Consider the following 15863-nt stretch of genomic DNA (forward strand, 5'->3'; position numbering starts at 1 on the left):
TCAGCGCACGATGTAGCGCAGTTCGCCGAGGCGCTTGCGGCGCTCTCGCACTTCAGCGGCGACGATGGCCGCATCGCCTGCCAGAGCCCGCGCGATCCAATCGGCCAGCTGTGGCATGTCGTCGGGCGTGAAGCCCAGTCGCACGATCTCCGGCACGCCGAGCCGCAGGCCGTTGATGTCGCCGTCCACGGGTGCGATCGGCAGGCCGATGCCGCAGGCCAGCAGGCCGCCCTGCGCGAGCTTCTTCGCCGCACGCTGCCCGCCACCCCAGCGCGCCGCTTCGACCGCGAGCTGGTGCGACTGGGTGAAGCCGCGTGCCTTCGCGAACACGGGCAGGCCTTGCGCATCGAGCGCACGCGCCAGGGCCTGCGCGGTCTCGCGCATCGCGGCCGCATAGGCAACGCCATGCACCTTCCAGTCGAGCAGCCCGCGAGCCAGCGCGGCGGTGCGGCCTGCATCCGAGTTGGCCGTGAGGCCGGGGTAGGCGATGGCATCGATGCGCTCCATCAGCGCCGCGTCGTTCGACACAATCAGCCCGCCCGCCGGGCCGCCCAGGCTCTTGTAGGTGCTCATGGTGATTGCATGCGCGCCCTGCTCGAGCGGCTGCGGCCACGCCTTGCCGGCCACCATGCCCGAGAGGTGAGCGGCATCGAACAACAGCTTCGCGCCCACGCTGTCGGAGATCTCGCGGATCGCGGGCACCGGGTGCGGGAACAGGTTCAGGCTGCCGCCGATGGTGATGAGCTTCGGCTTCACCTCGCGCGCCAGCTTTGCCAGCGCAACCACATCGACCGTGTAGCCGTCGGCATCCACCGGCGCGGAGACAGGCTTCAGGCCATAGAGCCCGGCCGCGCCCGCCGCATGGTGCGTGACGTGGCCACCGATGCTGGGCGGCGGCACGATGATCGTGTCGCCGGGCTGGCAGGTCGCCATGAACACGTAGAGATTCGACAGCGCGCCGGAGCTCACGCGCACTTCGGCGAACTTCGCGCCGAACACCTCGGCTGCAAGCTCGGTCGCGACGACCTCGATGCGCTCGATGGCTTCCAGCCCCATCTCGTACTTGTCGCCCGGATAGCCGAGCGACGGGCGCGAACCGAGCCCGCGCGACAACAGCGCTTCGGCGGCCGGGTTCATCACGTTGGTGGCGGGGTTGAGGTTCAGTCCCTCGACATCGTGGATGCGGTGGTTGTCGGCCACCAGCCGTTCGATCTCGGCGGCGACGCCCGCCGCATCGCGTGCAGCGGCATCGGCGGCAATGGAGAGCACGTGGTCTTCGCTGGCGGCGGGAACCCAGGGGCGGCGTTGCAGGGCGGCTGGCATGCGGTGGATCTCGCTGGAAGTGGTGAATGGCCGCATCGTCGCCTGCCGCCGCCGGTCGGGCAAACCGGATAATCTGGGCCTGGGCCCTAGAAAAACTTGGCCTGAAGGATTGCTCCGATGCCGCTCGCACCGCCCCGCCCCCGCCTGCCGCCGCACACGGCCGTGCGCGCCTTCGAGGCAGCTGCGCGCCACGGCAGCTTCGCGCGCGCAGCCGAAGAACTCTTCGTCACGCCGGCCGCCGTCGCACAGCAGATCAAGACGCTGGAGACATGGGCCGGCGGCGCGCTGTTCGAGCGGCACAGCCAGGGTATTCGCCTCAGCGCGCACGGGCGGCGCGCGCTGCCGGCGCTCAGCGCTGCCGTCGACCAGCTCGGCCTCGCAGTACAGGCGCTGCGCCACGAGACGCAGACCGCAGCGCGCCGCAGCACGCTGCAGGTGGCCGCCCTGCCGGCCGTGGCGCAGCTGTGGCTGTCGCCTCGGCTCTCGAAGCTGAAGGCCGCGCTGCCCGGCGTGCAGGTGTCCGTCACCGCGTTGGAGCAGCCGCCGAACTTCCGCCGCGAGCCTTTCGATCTCGGGTTGTTCTATGCGCGGGCCGGTGAGCACATCGAGGCTGCCGTCGGTGCGCAGGCGATTCCGCTCGTGCGCGACCGGCTGCTGCCGGTGTGCAGCCCGCGCCTGCAGCAGCCGTTGCCCAGCGGGCGTCCTCGCTCGCTCGATGACCTGGCGGATCTGCTCGCGCGCTGTGGCGGTTTGCACGACACCGTGTGGCGCGACGATTGGCCGCGTTGGCTGCAGGCTGTTCGCCCCGGCTTCACGGCAGTCGAAGCCGAAGCGATGGCTGCCGGGCCGGACTTCTCGCTCTACAGCCTCGCGCTGCAGGCCGCGCTCGATGGCGAAGGAGTGTTGATGGGCCGTGAGCGGCTCGTTGCGCCATTGCTTGCGCAAGGCAAGCTGCATGCGCCTTGGGGACGGCCGAAGGCGGTGGGAGACACGGTCATGCTGCTGGTGCCTGCGCACCGCAAGGGGCCGCTGCTCGCACAGCAAGTGCAGGCCCTGCAGGCACTCGCCGCAGCCTGAGCAGCCCTATCGCCGGAAATCCAATCGCCCGTTGGGCCAGCGGCCGTCGATCCGGCGGTTGTCGACGATCAGGCCCACCCAGGGCTGCGTGATGGCCGGATTGCTCAGGTTGATGTAGCGGCCCACGAGTGTGTCGGGATCGACATAGCGAACATCGAGCAGGGCCTGCCGGGCACCGCCATCCCAATCGAACAGCAAATAGAACCGGCTGCCGGCCACCCGCACGGTGGCCTTGCCCTGCTTCCACGCAGCTTCGGAGTCACCGGGGATCGTCGGATCGGCGCCGCCATTCCAGCGGCTGGACCATGCGCCGACGATTGAGGACGGCGCGTCGTTCACCGGTGTGCCCCACGCAGGCGCGTTCGGGTCATCGGGCCCGCCGTGCAGTTCGATGCTCTCGGCAAACGCTTCGATATCTGCGCCCTCCGGGTCGGGCGCATCTTCAACGCCGAATGGATTCCGGCTGGGGGATGTGTTGGTGTTCATGGCGCCATCGTGCGCCGGAGTGCGCTGCCACGCATGCCGTTTCCGGACATGCGAACGAGGACGCGAAGGCTACGCCACCCGCTCGGCGATCAGCACCGCGAAGAAGCCAAACGCCGCCAGCAGCGTCCACTTCAACACGATCCACCCGATGCGCCGGTACTTGGCCTGCCCCGTGCCGGCATAGAACGCAAAGCACACGCCTGCCACCAGCAGAAGCAGCAGGATGGCCCAGCGGAAAAGAAGCATGTGGGACTAAAAGCGGACGTGGCCTACCAGGCCCGGGCGACTTCGCCGAAACCGCGCGGTGCGCGCTTCTCGTCCTCGAAGGTCACGACTTCGTAGGCGTCGCTGTGCGAAAGCAGTTCGCGCAGCAGCTTGTTGTTGAGCGCATGGCCCGAGCGGAACGCGGTGTAGGCCGCCAGCAGCGGCTTGCCGATGATGTACAGGTCGCCCATGGCGTCGAGGATCTTGTGCTTCACGAACTCGTCGTCGTAGCGCAGGCCGCCCGCATTGAGCACCTTGGTGTCGTCCATCACGATGGCGTTGTCGAGGCCGCCACCAAGCGCAAGGCCCTTGCTGCGCATGTACTCGACTTCCTTGGTGAAGCCGAAGGTGCGCGCGCGTGCGATGTCGCGGCTGTACGAGTCGGTGCCCAGGTCGAACTCCACGCGCTGGCCGGTGGAATTGACCACGCGGTGGTCAAAGTCGATCTCGAAGCTCAGCTTGTAGCCGTGGTACGGCTCCAGGCTCGCCCACTTCTCGTTGGCGCCCTCGCCTTCGCGCACTTCGACCTTGCGAGTCACGCGGATGAAGCGGCGCGGCGCCTTCTGCAGCGCGATGCCCGCGCTTTGCAGCAGGAACACGAAGGACGAAGCCGATCCGTCGAGGATCGGCACTTCGTCGGCCGTGATGTCGATGTAGAGGTTGTCGATGCCCAGCCCAGCGCAGGCAGACATCAGGTGTTCGACGGTCTGCACCTTTGCGCCGCCGGTGGAAACGGTGGATGCAAGGCGCGTGTCGGTGACCGCCTCGGCGGTCATGCGGATCTCTGCCGGCTCGGGCAGGTCGACGCGGCGGAACACGATGCCCGTGTCGGCGGGAGCCGGTCGCAGGGTCAGCTCCACGCGTTGGCCGCTATGGAGCCCCACGCCCACGGCGCGGCTGATCGACTTGAGGGTTCGTTGTTGCAGCACGGCCGGGATTTTAGGCGCGCGACGGGCATGGCGCCCTATGCCCCTCGCTATGGCACCGATAGACATGGGTTCTATGCAATCCCGCCAAATTGGCGCGAAATGGACGCAAAGGGCACGAGGTGAGCGCAGCGCCTAGAGCCAGCAGACGTCCCTTTCAGGTCGTCCCTGTGCCCCTTGCGAACCCTCGTGCCCTCTGCGTTTGGTCGAGTTCACCCCGCGATGGCCTCCAGCGAGACCATCGAATGGGGTGTCCTCTTAATCAGCCTGGCGGCGCAGGAAGGCCGGGATCTCGAAGTCGTCCATGCCGCCCGAAGACAGCGCGTCCACCTTCGCTGCAGCCATCGTGCGGTTGGTGCGCCACACGCTGGGAACGGCCATGCCGTCGTAGTTGGGCTGGCTGTGGCCGCCACCACTGGCGTGCCCCGTACCACCGAGCGTCGGCACGTTGAACGGGATGTTGTCGGTGCCGGTGCGGATCACTTCCAGCGTAGGTGCCTGGCGGCGGGCATCGGCACGCGACAGGCCGGTGGCCACCACCGTCACGCGCATCTCGTCGCCGAGGCTGTCGTCGTATGCAGCGCCGTAGATCACGTGCGCATCCGGCGAAGCGTAGGCGCGGATGGTGTTCATCGCGAGCTTCGATTCGTTCAGCTTCAGCGAGCCCTTCGACGCCGTCACCAGCACCAGCACGCCCTTGGCGCCCGAGAGGTCGATGCCTTCGAGCAGCGGGCAGGCCACGGCCTGTTCGGCTGCGATGCGCGCGCGGTCCGGGCCAGCTGCGGCAGCGGTGCCCATCATGGCCTTGCCGGGTTCGCCCATCACGGTGCGCACGTCTTCGAAGTCGACGTTCACGCCGCCGTACTCGTTGATGATTTCCGAGATGCCGCCCACGGCGTTCTTCAGCACGTCGTTGGCTTGCGCAAAGGCTTCGTCCTGCGTGACGTCTTCGCCCAGCACGTCGAGCAGCTTCTCGTTGAGCACCACGATCAGCGAGTCGACGTTGGCTTCGAGCTCGGCCAGGCCGGCGTCGGCGTTGGTCATGCGGCGACCGCCTTCCCAGTCGAAGGGCTTGGTCACCACGCCCACGGTGAGGATGCCCATTTCCTTCGCGACGCGCGCGATGACCGGAGCAGCGCCGGTGCCGGTGCCGCCACCCATGCCGGCCGTGATGAACAGCATGTGCGCGCCGTCGATGGCCGCGCGGATGTCGTCCACCGCGAGCTCGGCCGCTTCACGGCCCTTGTCGGGCTTGCTGCCCGCACCCAGGCCGCTGGTGCCGAGCTGGATGATCTTGTGCGCGCTGCTGCGCTGCAGTGCCTGTGCGTCGGTGTTCGCGCAGACGAACTGAACGCCCTGCACACCGCGCTCCATCATGTGGGCGACCGCATTGCCGCCGCCACCGCCAACACCGATCACCTTGATCTGCGTGCCCTGATTGAACTCTTCGACTTCGATCATTTCGATGGTCATTTTTAACTCCTTGAATCTTGCAGTTGCCGTTGTGTGTCTATGAATAATTCTTGTGCCGTGACGAGATCAACGATGCGTCCGTCACGATGGTGGACCTGTTCGTCGCCATCGCTCGTTGAAATGCAATGGGGGGCTGCCACGCGCGAGCCAGAGTGGAGACTTGATCATGGCTAGAAATTCCCCACGATGAAGTCTTTGAAACGTCCGAATGCAGTCTTTACCGACCCATTCTTCTGCGCGACCTTGAAGCCACGCATGCGCGCGAACCGTGCTTCTTCGAGCAGGCCCATCACCGTCGCTGCGCGAGGCTGCGCAACCATGTCCGACAGCGCGCTCGAATACTTCGGGATGCCGCGGCGCACGGGCTTCAGGAAGATGTCTTCGCCTAGCTCGACCATGCCGGGCATCACCGCGCTGCCGCCCGTGAGCACCACGCCCGACGACAGCACCTCTTCGTAGCCCGACTCGCGCACCACCTGCTGCACCAGCGAGAAGATCTCTTCGATGCGCGGCTCGATCACGCCGGCCAGCGCCTGCTTGCTCAGCATGCGCGGGCCGCGGTCGCCGAGGCCCGGCACTTCGACCTGCGTATCGGGGTCGGCCAGCAGTTGCTTGGCATAGCCGTTCTCGACCTTGATGTCTTCCGCGTCCTTCGTCGGCGTGCGCAGCGCCATGGCGATGTCGCTCGTGATGAGGTCGCCCGCGATCGGGATCACGGCCGTGTGGCGAATCGCGCCGTTGGTGAAGATCGCCACGTCGGTCGTGCCCGCGCCGATGTCGACGAGCACCACGCCGAGCTCGCGTTCGTCTTCGGTCAGCACCGCCTGGCTCGAGGCCAGCGGGTTCAGCATCAGCTGGTCGACCTCGAGGCCGCAGCGGCGCACGCACTTGATGATGTTCTCGGCCGCGCTCTGCGCACCGGTCACGATGTGCACCTTGGCCTCGAGCCGCATGCCGCTCATGCCGATCGGCTCCTTCACGTCCTGGCCGTCGATCACGAACTCCTGCGGCTCCACCAGCAGCAGGCGCTGGTCGCTGGAGATGTTGATGGCGCGCGCCGTCTCCACCACGCGGGCCACGTCGGCGGGCGTCACTTCCTTGTCCTTCACCGCCACCATGCCGCTCGAATTGATGCCGCGGATGTGGCTGCCGGTGATGCCGGTGTAGACGCGGCTGATCTTGCAGTCGGCCATCAGCTCGGCCTCTTTCAGGGCCTGCTGGATGCTCTGCACGGTGGCGTCGATGTTCACCACCACGCCGCGCTTCAAGCCGTTGCTCGGCGCAATGCCGAGGCCGGCCAGCTTGAGCTCGCCTCCGGGCAGCACTTCGGCCACGACCACCATCACCTTGGCGGTGCCGATGTCGAGTCCTACGACCAGGTCTTTGTATTCTTTAGGCATTGAGATATGTCCTCGATTTCTCGATGAGCGCTACTTGATTTTTCTTGGGGCCTCTGGCGAGACCGTGGTGACGCCGCGCAGCCGCAATGCATACGCGTCGTTGTGTCGCAGGTCGGCGCCCTCGACGTCGGCCATCGTGCGGCGGTACTGGCCCGCGACCTGGGTCACGGTCTTCAGGAACCGCTGCAGTCGTGCCGTCACCTCCTCGCTCTGGCCGCGGCCGAGCTCTATCTCGGCACCGCTGTCGAGCACCACCTTCCAGCTTCCCCGGCTCGACAGCGTGAGCTCGTCGATGCTCATGTCGTAAGGCTGGAACTGCGGCTGCAGCACGCGGTACATCCCCAGCACCTGGCCGGCCTGTTCGATCGGGCCGTCCAGGCGCGGCAGGTTGTCGTCCACCTCCGCCACGTTGGCCTCGAACACGTCGCCGAAGCCGTTGATCAGCTTCGAGCCCGCGTCGTCGCCCCAGTTGGCAACCGGCACCTGCTCGGTCAGCGTCACGCGCAGCTTGTTCGGGAACTCGCGCCGCACCACCGCGCTGCGCACCCACGGCACCGACTCGAAGGCGGCGCGTGCGCGCCCCAGGTCGATGGTGAAGAAGTTGCCCGTGAGCTGCGGCGCCACATTGGCGCGCAGTGTGACCGCGTTGTTGTGCGTGACTTCGCCGTCCACCTTGATGCCGCCGATGGGGAAGAAAGGCTGCCGCAGCACCCACCACGCACCCGCCGCCAGCAGCATGAGCGCCACCATCGCGAAGGCAATGTTCGCGACGATGTTCATGAGCTTGACGTCGAAGGGAGCGGGGATGCTGTCGGCCATGGCTATAGCGAGCCTCCCGTTGCGTCGAGCGCGGCCGAGGCCAGCACCCGCAGGCACAGGTCTTCGTACGCGATGCCCGCGGCGCGGGCCGACATCGGCACCAGCGAATGGCTGGTCATGCCGGGCGAGGTGTTCATCTCCAGCAGGAAGGGCTTGCGATCGCTGGCGCGGATCATCACGTCGGCGCGGCCCCAGCCGCGGCAGCCGAGCGTGCGATACGCAGCCAGCGTGATGCGCTGGATCTCGTGCTCTTCCGCTTCGGGCAGGCCGCTCGGGCACTGGTACTTCACGTCGTCGGTGAAGTACTTGTTCTGGTAGTCGTAGGCGCCTTCGGGTGCGGAGATGCGCACCACCGGCAGCGCGCGCGCGTCGAGCCCGTGGCCGAGCACGGCGCAGGTCACTTCCTCGCCTTCGATGAATTCCTCGCAAAGCACGTCGGCGTCGTACTTGGCCGACAGCGTGATCGCGTCCTGCATCTGCGAGTAGCCCTCGACCTTGGTCACGCCGATAGAGGAGCCCTCGCGCGGCGGCTTCACGATCAGCGGCAGGCCGAGCACGTCGGGCACGGCCATGATCTGCTCGCGGCTTTGCTGGTCGAAGGCCAGGCGCACGTACTTGGGCGTCGGCAGGCCATCGGCCTGCCAGATGCGCTTGGTCATGACCTTGTCCATGGCCACGCTGGAAGCCATCACGCCCGAGCCGGTGTAGGGAATGCCGAGCAGTTCGAGCGCACCCTGCACCGTGCCGTCCTCGCCATGACGGCCGTGCAGCGCGACGAAGCAGCGCGCGAAGCCTTCGCGCTTCAGGTCGGCCAGATCGCGCTGCGAGGGGTCGAAGGCGTGCGCATCAACACCGCGCGAGCGCAGGGCTTCGAGTACACCGGTGCCCGACATCAACGAGATTTCGCGTTCGGCGGAACTGCCGCCGAACAGCACGGCAACCTTGCCGAAGAGTTTGGGGTCCTGAAGGCTCATGAGGCCCTCCCTTTGCGCGAATCGCGCTGCGATGTTGAAGGTGCGACGGCGGTGACAGCCGCTGCGCCGAGTTCGACGACCTTGCCCGGTACCGCGCCGATGGAGCCGGCGCCCATGGAAAGCACCACGTCGCCCGCGCGGGCGTTGTCGAGAATGGCTTGGGGCATGGCGGCGATGTCGTCGACGAACACCGGCTCGACCTTGCCGGCCACGCGCAGCGCGCGCGCCAGCGTGCGGCCATCGGCCGCCACGATGGGCGCCTCGCCCGCGGCGTAGACCTCGCCGAGCAACACGGAGTCGGCCGTGCCGATGACCTTCACGAAGTCTTCGAAGCAGTCGCGCGTACGGGTATAGCGGTGCGGCTGGAAGGCCAGCACCAGCCGGCGGCCCGGGAACGCGCCGCGTGCGGCGGCGATGGTGGCCGCCATCTCGACAGGGTGATGACCGTAGTCGTCGATCACGGTGAAGGTGCCGGCCCCACCTTCGTTATGGCCGCCTTGCACAGCCACATCGCCGTAGCTCTGGAAGCGTCGGCCCACGCCCTTGAAGCCTGCAAGGCCGCGCTGCACGGCTTCGTCGGGAATGCCGAGTTCCACAGCCACCGCGATCACCGACAGCGCATTGCGCACGTTGTGCTCGCCCGGCAGGTTCAGCACGATGGGCAGGTCCGGCAGCGTCACGCCATTGCGGCGCTGCGCGGTGAAGTGCATCTGGCCGCCGACGGCGCGCACGTCGATGGCGCGCACCTGGGCGTCCTCGCCGAAGCCGTAGCTGGTGACCGGGCAGGTCACGTCGGCCACGATCTCGCGCACCGCCGGATCGTCGGTGCAGAGAATGGCCACGCCGTAGAAAGGCATGCGGTGCAGGAAGTCGACGAAAGCCTTCTTGAGCTTCGCGAAGTCGTGCCCGTAGGTCTCCATGTGGTCGGCGTCGATGTTCGTGACCACTGCCATCACCGGCAGCAGGTTCAGGAACGAGGCGTCCGACTCGTCGGCCTCGACCACGATGTAGTCGCCGCTGCCGAGCTGCGCGTTGGCGCCCGCGCTGTTGAGGCGCCCGCCAATCACGAAGGTCGGGTCGAGCCCGGCGGCGTCGAGCACGCTCGCCACCAGGCTGGTGGTAGTGGTCTTGCCGTGCGTGCCGGCAATTGCAATGCCCTGCTTCAGGCGCATCAGCTCGGCCAGCATCAACGCGCGCGGCACCACCGGAATGCGCTTCTCGCGCGCGGCCAGCACTTCGGGGTTGTCCGACTGCACGGCGGTGGAGGTGACGACCGCGTCCGCGCCGTCGATGTGCGCGGCGGCGTGGCCCACGAAGGTGCCGATGCCCAGGCCCGCGAGCCGTCGCAGCGTGACGCTGTCGGACAGGTCGGATCCGGTGATCTTGTAGCCCAGGTTCAGCAGCACTTCGGCGATGCCGCTCATGCCGGAACCACCGATGCCCACGAAATGGATGTGACGAATAGCGTGCTTCATTTGGCAAGCTCCTCGCAAGCGCGGACGACCGCCTCGACGGCTTCGGTCTTCTGCATGGTCTTGGCCTTGACGGCCTTGTCGATCAGCGCGGTGCGCTCGGTTTTCTGTAGCAAGTCAGCCAGCAATTCAGGAGTGAGGTCGGCCTGCTGCACGAGCCATCCGCCGCCCGCGTCCACGAGGAAGCGCGCGTTGGTGGTCTGGTGGTCGTCGACCGCCGAGGGGAAAGGCACGAACAGCGCTGCTGCGCCGACGGCCGCGATTTCTGTGACGGTGCTGGCGCCGGCGCGCGCGACGATGATGTCGGCGTCGGCGTACGCCTGCGCGGTGTCTTCGATGAAGGGCGTGAGTTCGCCTTCGACGCCGGCCGCCGTGTAGTTGGCGCGCAGCTCATCGATTTGCTTGGAGCCGCTCTGGTGCAGCACCTGCGGGCGCGTGGCCGGCTCGATGCGCGCCAGCGCCTGCGGCACAACAGTGTTGAGGCCGCGTGCGCCGAGGCTGCCGCCCACCACCAGCAATTTCAGCGGACCGGTACGGCCCGCGAAACGCGTGGCCGGATCGGGCTGCGAAGTGAAGGCCGCGCGCAATGGGTTGCCCACCCACTGCGCCTTCTTCAGCACATTGGGGAAAGCCGTGAACACGCGATCGGCCACGCCCGCCAGCACCTTGTTGGCGAGGCCGGCGACCGAGTTCTGCTCGTGCAGCACCAGCGGCTTGTTGAGCAGCACGCCCATCATTCCGCCCGGAAAAGTGATGTAGCCGCCAAGGCCCACCAGCACGTCGGGCTTCACGCGGCGCACCACGCGCAGGCTCTGCCAGAAGGCGCGCAGCAGCTTCAGCGGCAGCAGGAACAGCGTGAGCGGGCCTTTGCCGCGCACGCCGCCGAACTGCACGGGCTCGAAGGCGAAGCCGCGCGGCGGCACGAGTTTTTCTTCCATGCTGCCGGGCGCGCCCAGCCAGTGAACCTGCCAGCCGCGCTCGCGCAGGGCCTCGGCCACCGCGAGACCCGGGAAGATATGGCCGCCTGTGCCGCCTGCCATGACGAGTGCGGTGCGCGTCATACGCGACCTCCCCGCATCAGCACGCGGTTTTCGTAGTCGATGCGCAGCACGATGGCCAGCGCCACGAGGTTCATCAGGATGGCCGAACCGCCGAAGCTCATCAGCGGCAAGGTCAGGCCCTTGGTCGGCAGCGCGCCCAGGTTCACACCCATGTTGATGAAGGTCTGGAAGCCGAGCCACACGCCCACGCCCTGGGCCACGAGGCCCGAGAACACGCGGTCCAGCGCAATCGCCTGGCGGCCGATGTGCATGATGCGGCGCGTGAGCCAGAGGAACAGGCCGATGATCAGCAGCACGCCGACCAGGCCGAACTCTTCGCCGATCACGGCCAGCAGGAAGTCGGTGTGTGCCTCGGGCAGCCAGTGCAGCTTCTCGACGCTGCCGCCCAGGCCCACGCCGAAGATCTCGCCGCGCCCGATGGCAATCAGCGAGTGCGACAGCTGGTAGCCCTTGCCCAGCGCGTGCTCTTCGCTCCACGGATCGAGGTACGCAAAGATGCGCTCACGGCGCCACGGGCTGCTCGCGACGATGGTGCCGAAGGCCACCACCACCAGCGCGGCAATCACGAAGAACATGCGCGCGTTCACGCCGCCCAGGAACAGGATGCCCATGGCGATCACGGCGATCACCATGAACGCGCCCATGTCGGGTTCGGCCATCACCAGCATGCCGACCACCACCACCGCGATGCCCATCGGCAGCACGGCGCGGAAGAAGCGCTCCTTGATCTCCATCTTGCGCACCATGTAGCTGGCGGCGTAGAGCACCATCGCGAGCTTGGCCAGCTCCGAGGGCTGGAAGCGCATGAAGCCCATCGGCAGCCAGCGGCGCGCGCCGTTCACGTTGATGCCGATGTGCGGAATGAGCACGGCCACCAGCAGCAGCAGCGAGGCCACGAAGAGCCAGGGCGCGGCGCGCTCCCAGGTCTTCATCGGGATCTGGAAGGCCAGCAGCGCGGCGATGAACGCGAAGATCACCGAGGCCGCGTGCCGCGTGAGGAAGTACGAGGCGCTGTAGCCCGCGCGTGCGAAGCGCGGGTTGTCGGGCAGCGCGATGGAGGCCGAATACACCATGATCAGGCCCCAGGTCAGCAGCGCGACCGTGACCCAGACCAGCGCCTGGTCGAAACCCAGCACGCGCATCGGCGTGGCTTTTGTCTGCGCGATGCCGGCGCCGCCCAGCCGCACGGGCAGGTGCACCGGCAGCGAGTCGATCCCGCTGCGGGCGCGCCTGAACCAGCCGCCGAAGCGACTGGTGGATGCGTTGGGCGTGGCGCCTGAGGCGGCAGAGTTCAAACCGTGTCCTCCGTCGTCGAATCGCCCATGCCGCGCGGGCTGTCCTCGTAGGCCTGCACGGCCTCGCGGAACACCTCGGCGCGGTGCGCGTAGTCCTTGAACATGTCGAAGCTCGCACAGGCCGGTGACAGCAGCACGGCGTCGCCGGGGTTGGCGCGCGCGGACGCGAGCTTCACGGCCTCGTCCATCGAGGCGGCATGCAGCAGAGAGACGCCGGTCGATGCCAGCGCGGCTTCGATGAGCGGTGCGTCGCGGCCGATGAGCACCACGGCGCGCGCGTACTGGCGCACGGGCTCGGCCAGCGGTTCGAAGTCTTGTCCCTTGCCATCGCCGCCGAGGATGACGACCACGCGGCGCTCTTCGCCCAGGCCGATCAACGCGGCCACGGTGGCGCCGACGTTGGTGCCCTTGCTGTCGTCGAAGTACTCGACCTCGTCCACGATGGCGATCGGCTCCACGCGGTGCGGCTCGCCGTGGTATTCGCGCAGGCCGTAGAGCATGGGGCCCAGCGGGCAGTCGGCGGCGCTGGCCAGCGCGAGTGCGGCCAGTGCGTTCATGGCGTTGTGGCGGCCGCGGATGCGCAGCGCGTCGGCGGGCATCAGGCGCTGCAGGAAGATTTCTTCTTCCACCACGGCGCCGCGCTTGCGCTTCTGCGTTTCGTCAGCTTCCAGCGCGCGCACCAGCCAGGCCATGCCGTTGACGCGCTCGATGCCGTAGTCACCCGGGCGCAGCGGCATGGCCGCGCCGAAGGTGACGTGCGTGCGGATCTGCGGGCGCTGCAGCTTGACCCTGACGGGCGCGGGCAACATCGCCATCACGCCGGCATCGTCGCGGTTGAGGATCATCAGCCCATGCGCGCCGAAGATGCGCGCCTTGGCCGCCGCGTAGGCCGGCATGTCGCCATGCCAGTCGAGGTGGTCCTGCGTGAGGTTGAGCACGGTGGCGGCCGTGGGCTCGAAGCCCTGCACGCCGTCGAGCTGGAAGCTGGACAGCTCCAGCACCCACACGTCGGGCAGCGTGTCGGCATCCATGTGCGCCGAGAGCGTGTCGAGCAGCGTCGGGCCGATGTTGCCGGCCACGGCCACGGTCTTGCCCGCACGCTCGACCAGCTGGCCGGTGAGCGAGGTGACGGTGGTCTTGCCGTTGGTGCCGGTAATGGCGAGCACCGCGGGCGCATAGCCCTTGGGGGCTTCGGGCTCGACGATGGGCGCCAGCTCGAGCTGCGGCGATTCTTCTTCGACGGCGGCCGAGGCCGGGTTGGTGGCGGAGATTTCGGCGATCTTGGCGACGAACTCCGCGGCTTCCCTGGCGGCGGTCGGGACGTAGGGCTTGCCGGTGACGGGCAGGCGGGAAGCGGTGGCGGGTGCAGGAGCCGAAGCCTCGGAGGACTCGGGGACAACGGCGGGCACTTCCGGCGCGGGCTCGTCTGCCGACTCGACGACTTCTGCGGCCTCGGGCGGCAGCGGCACGGCGACGCTCATCGACGGATCGCGCGGCATTGCTTCAGCCTGCGCGGGCACGGTCGGCTCGGACGCGGCTTCTGCGGCGAGTTCGGGCGCTTCGGCTTCGACAGGCTCGGGCGGCTGTGGCTGTTGTACTGGCTCGGCCACGGCTTCAGCCTGCTCGACGTGCGCGGGCTCGTCCAGCGGCAGTTGCGCCTGCGCCTCCGGCTCGGCGGTTTCCACGGGCGCTTCTGCCACCGGCTCGATGGGAGCTTCCGCCTCGGGTTCCGGCTCGGCCTCGACCACCGGCACTTCCACCGTCCGCAGGTCCAGCAACGCACGCGCGAACAGATCCAGCTCGCCACCGACCGGCAGCCCGACAGCACGCGCCGCTTCCACCACCGGCGCAATGGTCGCGGGCGACAGCCCCGGCGAGCGATACACCGCGCGGATCGGCGTGCCTTCGACCAGTGCAGCCGTGAACGGCCCGCCGACGAACGTCACCCCGGGCAGCTCCGCCTGCAGCGTCGCGAGCAATGCCGGCGCCTCGCGCGTGTCGGCCACGGTCACGACGGCGCCGTGGCGCGCGCACCAGCGCGTCATCGCCAGCCCGGACGCACCGAGGCCGAGGATGAGAACGGGGAGGTCTTTCAGATGCCGCATGGTTCCGTTACCGCAGCTTCAGCGTCGAAAGACCCACGAGGCACAGCAGCATCGTGATGATCCAGAAGCGCACCACGACCTGCGTTTCGCGCCAGCCGCTCTTCTCGAAGTGATGGTGCAGCGGCGCCATCTTGAGCACGCGGCGGCCTTCGCCGTAGCGCTTCTTCGTGTACTTGAAGTACATGACCTGTGCCATCACCGAGATCGCCTCGACCACGAAGATGCCGCCCATGATGAAGAACACGATCTCCTGGCGCACGATGACCGCGATGGTGCCCAGCGCGCCGCCCAGCGCCAGCGCGCCCACGTCGCCCATGAAGACCTGTGCCGGGTGCGTGTTGAACCAGAGGAACGCGAGCCCCGCGCCGGCCATTGCCGAGCAGAACACCAGCAACTCGCCCGAGCCCGGGATGTTGGGGAACAGCAGGTACTTGGAGTACACCGCGCTGCCCGTGACATAGGCGAACACGCCCAGCGCCGAGCCCACCATCACCACCGGCATGATCGCCAGGCCATCGAGGCCGTCGGTCAGGTTCACCGCATTGCTCGCGCCCACGATCACGAGGTACGTGAGGATCACGAAGCCGATACCGCCCAGCGGGTAGCTCACTTCCTTGAAGAACGGCACCAGCAGGTTGATCTTGGGCGGAAAGTCGAGGTCGAAGCCCGACTGCACCCACGCGAAGAACAGCTGCACCACGCGCCAGTTGGAGCTCTCCGAGATGCTGAAGAGCAGGTAGAAGGCCGCAATCAGGCCGACCACCGACTGCCAGAAATACTTCTCGCGCGAGCGCATGCCTTCCGGGTCCTTGCGCACCACCTTGCGCCAGTCATCGACCCAGCCGATGGCGCCGAAGCCCATCGTGACCCACAGCACGATCCACACGAACCGGTTCGAAATATCGAACCACAGCAGCGTGGCGAAGGCGATGGCGAACAGCACCAGCACACCGCCCATGGTGGGTGTGCCGCTCTTGGTGAGGTGCGTTTCCATGCCGTAGCCGCGAATCGGCTGGCCGATCTTGAGCGCGGCCAGGCGGCGGATCACGTACGGGCCGGCCACCAGGCCGACCACGAGCGCGGTCAGCGCAGCCATCAGCGCGCGGAAGGTGAGGTATTGAAAAACGCGCAAGAACCCGAACTCGGGCGAGAGCGTCTGCAGCCATTGGGCCAGGGTCATCAGCATGT

The 15863-nt window shown here is 67.6% G+C and carries 14 protein-coding genes; 1 reads left to right on the forward strand and 13 read right to left on the reverse strand.

What is annotated here, in order from left to right; genetic code table 11:
* Nucleotides 1–1323 carry a serine hydroxymethyltransferase gene (glyA, locus tag BLW48_RS04925; RefSeq protein ID WP_093173272.1) on the reverse strand — a complete coding sequence of 441 codons (1323 nt, stop codon included), beginning with the start codon at nucleotides 1321–1323 and terminating at the stop codon, nucleotides 1–3.
* A gap of 117 nt (nucleotides 1324–1440) precedes the next feature.
* Here glyA and BLW48_RS04930 point away from each other — a divergent pair, with 117 nt between their 5' ends.
* Nucleotides 1441–2400, forward strand: a complete 960-nt coding sequence (locus tag BLW48_RS04930) for a LysR family transcriptional regulator (protein ID WP_093056252.1) — start codon at nucleotides 1441–1443, stop codon at nucleotides 2398–2400.
* A gap of 6 nt (nucleotides 2401–2406) precedes the next feature.
* Here the strand turns inward: BLW48_RS04930 and BLW48_RS04935 are convergent, their stop codons facing one another.
* The 12 genes from BLW48_RS04935 to mraY form a co-directional block, all read right to left on the reverse strand.
* Entirely contained in the window at nucleotides 2407–2886 is a 480-nt protein-coding gene (locus BLW48_RS04935) for a hypothetical protein (protein WP_093173050.1), read from the reverse strand.
* Nucleotides 2887–2955: 69 nt separating this feature from the next.
* Nucleotides 2956–3132 carry a hypothetical protein gene (locus tag BLW48_RS35330; RefSeq protein WP_164713437.1) on the reverse strand — a complete coding sequence of 59 codons (177 nt, stop codon included), beginning with the start codon at nucleotides 3130–3132 and terminating at the stop codon, nucleotides 2956–2958.
* A gap of 23 nt (nucleotides 3133–3155) precedes the next feature.
* Nucleotides 3156–4079 (reverse strand): UDP-3-O-acyl-N-acetylglucosamine deacetylase, encoded by a 924-nt coding sequence (gene lpxC / locus BLW48_RS04940; RefSeq protein WP_176928810.1) that lies wholly within the window; start codon nucleotides 4077–4079, stop codon nucleotides 3156–3158.
* Nucleotides 4080–4334: 255 nt separating this feature from the next.
* Nucleotides 4335–5549, reverse strand: coding sequence for a cell division protein FtsZ (gene ftsZ, locus BLW48_RS04945; RefSeq protein WP_093056258.1), 1215 nt, complete (start codon nucleotides 5547–5549; stop codon nucleotides 4335–4337).
* Between the two features lie 170 nt (nucleotides 5550–5719).
* Nucleotides 5720–6949: a cell division protein FtsA gene (gene ftsA / locus BLW48_RS04950; protein WP_007832444.1), complete on the reverse strand. Its 1230-nt coding sequence runs from the start codon at nucleotides 6947–6949 to the stop codon at nucleotides 5720–5722.
* A 30-nt stretch (nucleotides 6950–6979) separates the two neighbouring features.
* Nucleotides 6980–7768, reverse strand: a complete 789-nt coding sequence (locus BLW48_RS04955; RefSeq protein ID WP_093078611.1) for a cell division protein FtsQ/DivIB — start codon at nucleotides 7766–7768, stop codon at nucleotides 6980–6982.
* Between the two features lie 2 nt (nucleotides 7769–7770).
* A complete protein-coding gene (locus BLW48_RS04960; protein ID WP_093056262.1) occupies nucleotides 7771–8742 on the reverse strand; it encodes a D-alanine--D-alanine ligase in 972 nt (323 codons plus the stop codon).
* Nucleotides 8739–10217, reverse strand: a complete 1479-nt coding sequence (gene murC, locus BLW48_RS04965; RefSeq protein WP_093056264.1) for a UDP-N-acetylmuramate--L-alanine ligase — start codon at nucleotides 10215–10217, stop codon at nucleotides 8739–8741. The genes BLW48_RS04960 and murC overlap by 4 nt, the downstream gene beginning before the upstream one ends.
* The gene (murG, locus tag BLW48_RS04970) at nucleotides 10214–11275 is read right to left on the reverse strand and encodes an undecaprenyldiphospho-muramoylpentapeptide beta-N-acetylglucosaminyltransferase (RefSeq protein WP_093056266.1); all 1062 of its coding nucleotides are present in this window, start codon (nucleotides 11273–11275) and stop codon (nucleotides 10214–10216) included. The genes murC and murG overlap by 4 nt, the downstream gene beginning before the upstream one ends.
* Complete coding sequence (gene ftsW, locus BLW48_RS04975) at nucleotides 11272–12570, reverse strand: putative lipid II flippase FtsW (RefSeq protein WP_093056268.1); 1299 nt, start codon at nucleotides 12568–12570, stop codon at nucleotides 11272–11274. Before ftsW ends, murG begins: the two co-directional genes overlap by 4 nt.
* Nucleotides 12567–14675, reverse strand: a complete 2109-nt coding sequence (gene murD, locus BLW48_RS04980) for a UDP-N-acetylmuramoyl-L-alanine--D-glutamate ligase (RefSeq protein ID WP_093173052.1) — start codon at nucleotides 14673–14675, stop codon at nucleotides 12567–12569. Before murD ends, ftsW begins: the two co-directional genes overlap by 4 nt.
* Before the next feature lie 7 nt (nucleotides 14676–14682).
* Nucleotides 14683–15861 (reverse strand): phospho-N-acetylmuramoyl-pentapeptide-transferase, encoded by a 1179-nt coding sequence (gene mraY, locus BLW48_RS04985; protein ID WP_093056272.1) that lies wholly within the window; start codon nucleotides 15859–15861, stop codon nucleotides 14683–14685.
* Between the last annotated feature and the right edge of the window lie 2 nt (nucleotides 15862–15863).

Origin of the sequence: Variovorax sp. YR266 (assembly GCF_900107295.1) — a bacterium.
Classification (GTDB): Bacteria; Pseudomonadota; Gammaproteobacteria; order Burkholderiales; family Burkholderiaceae_C; genus Variovorax.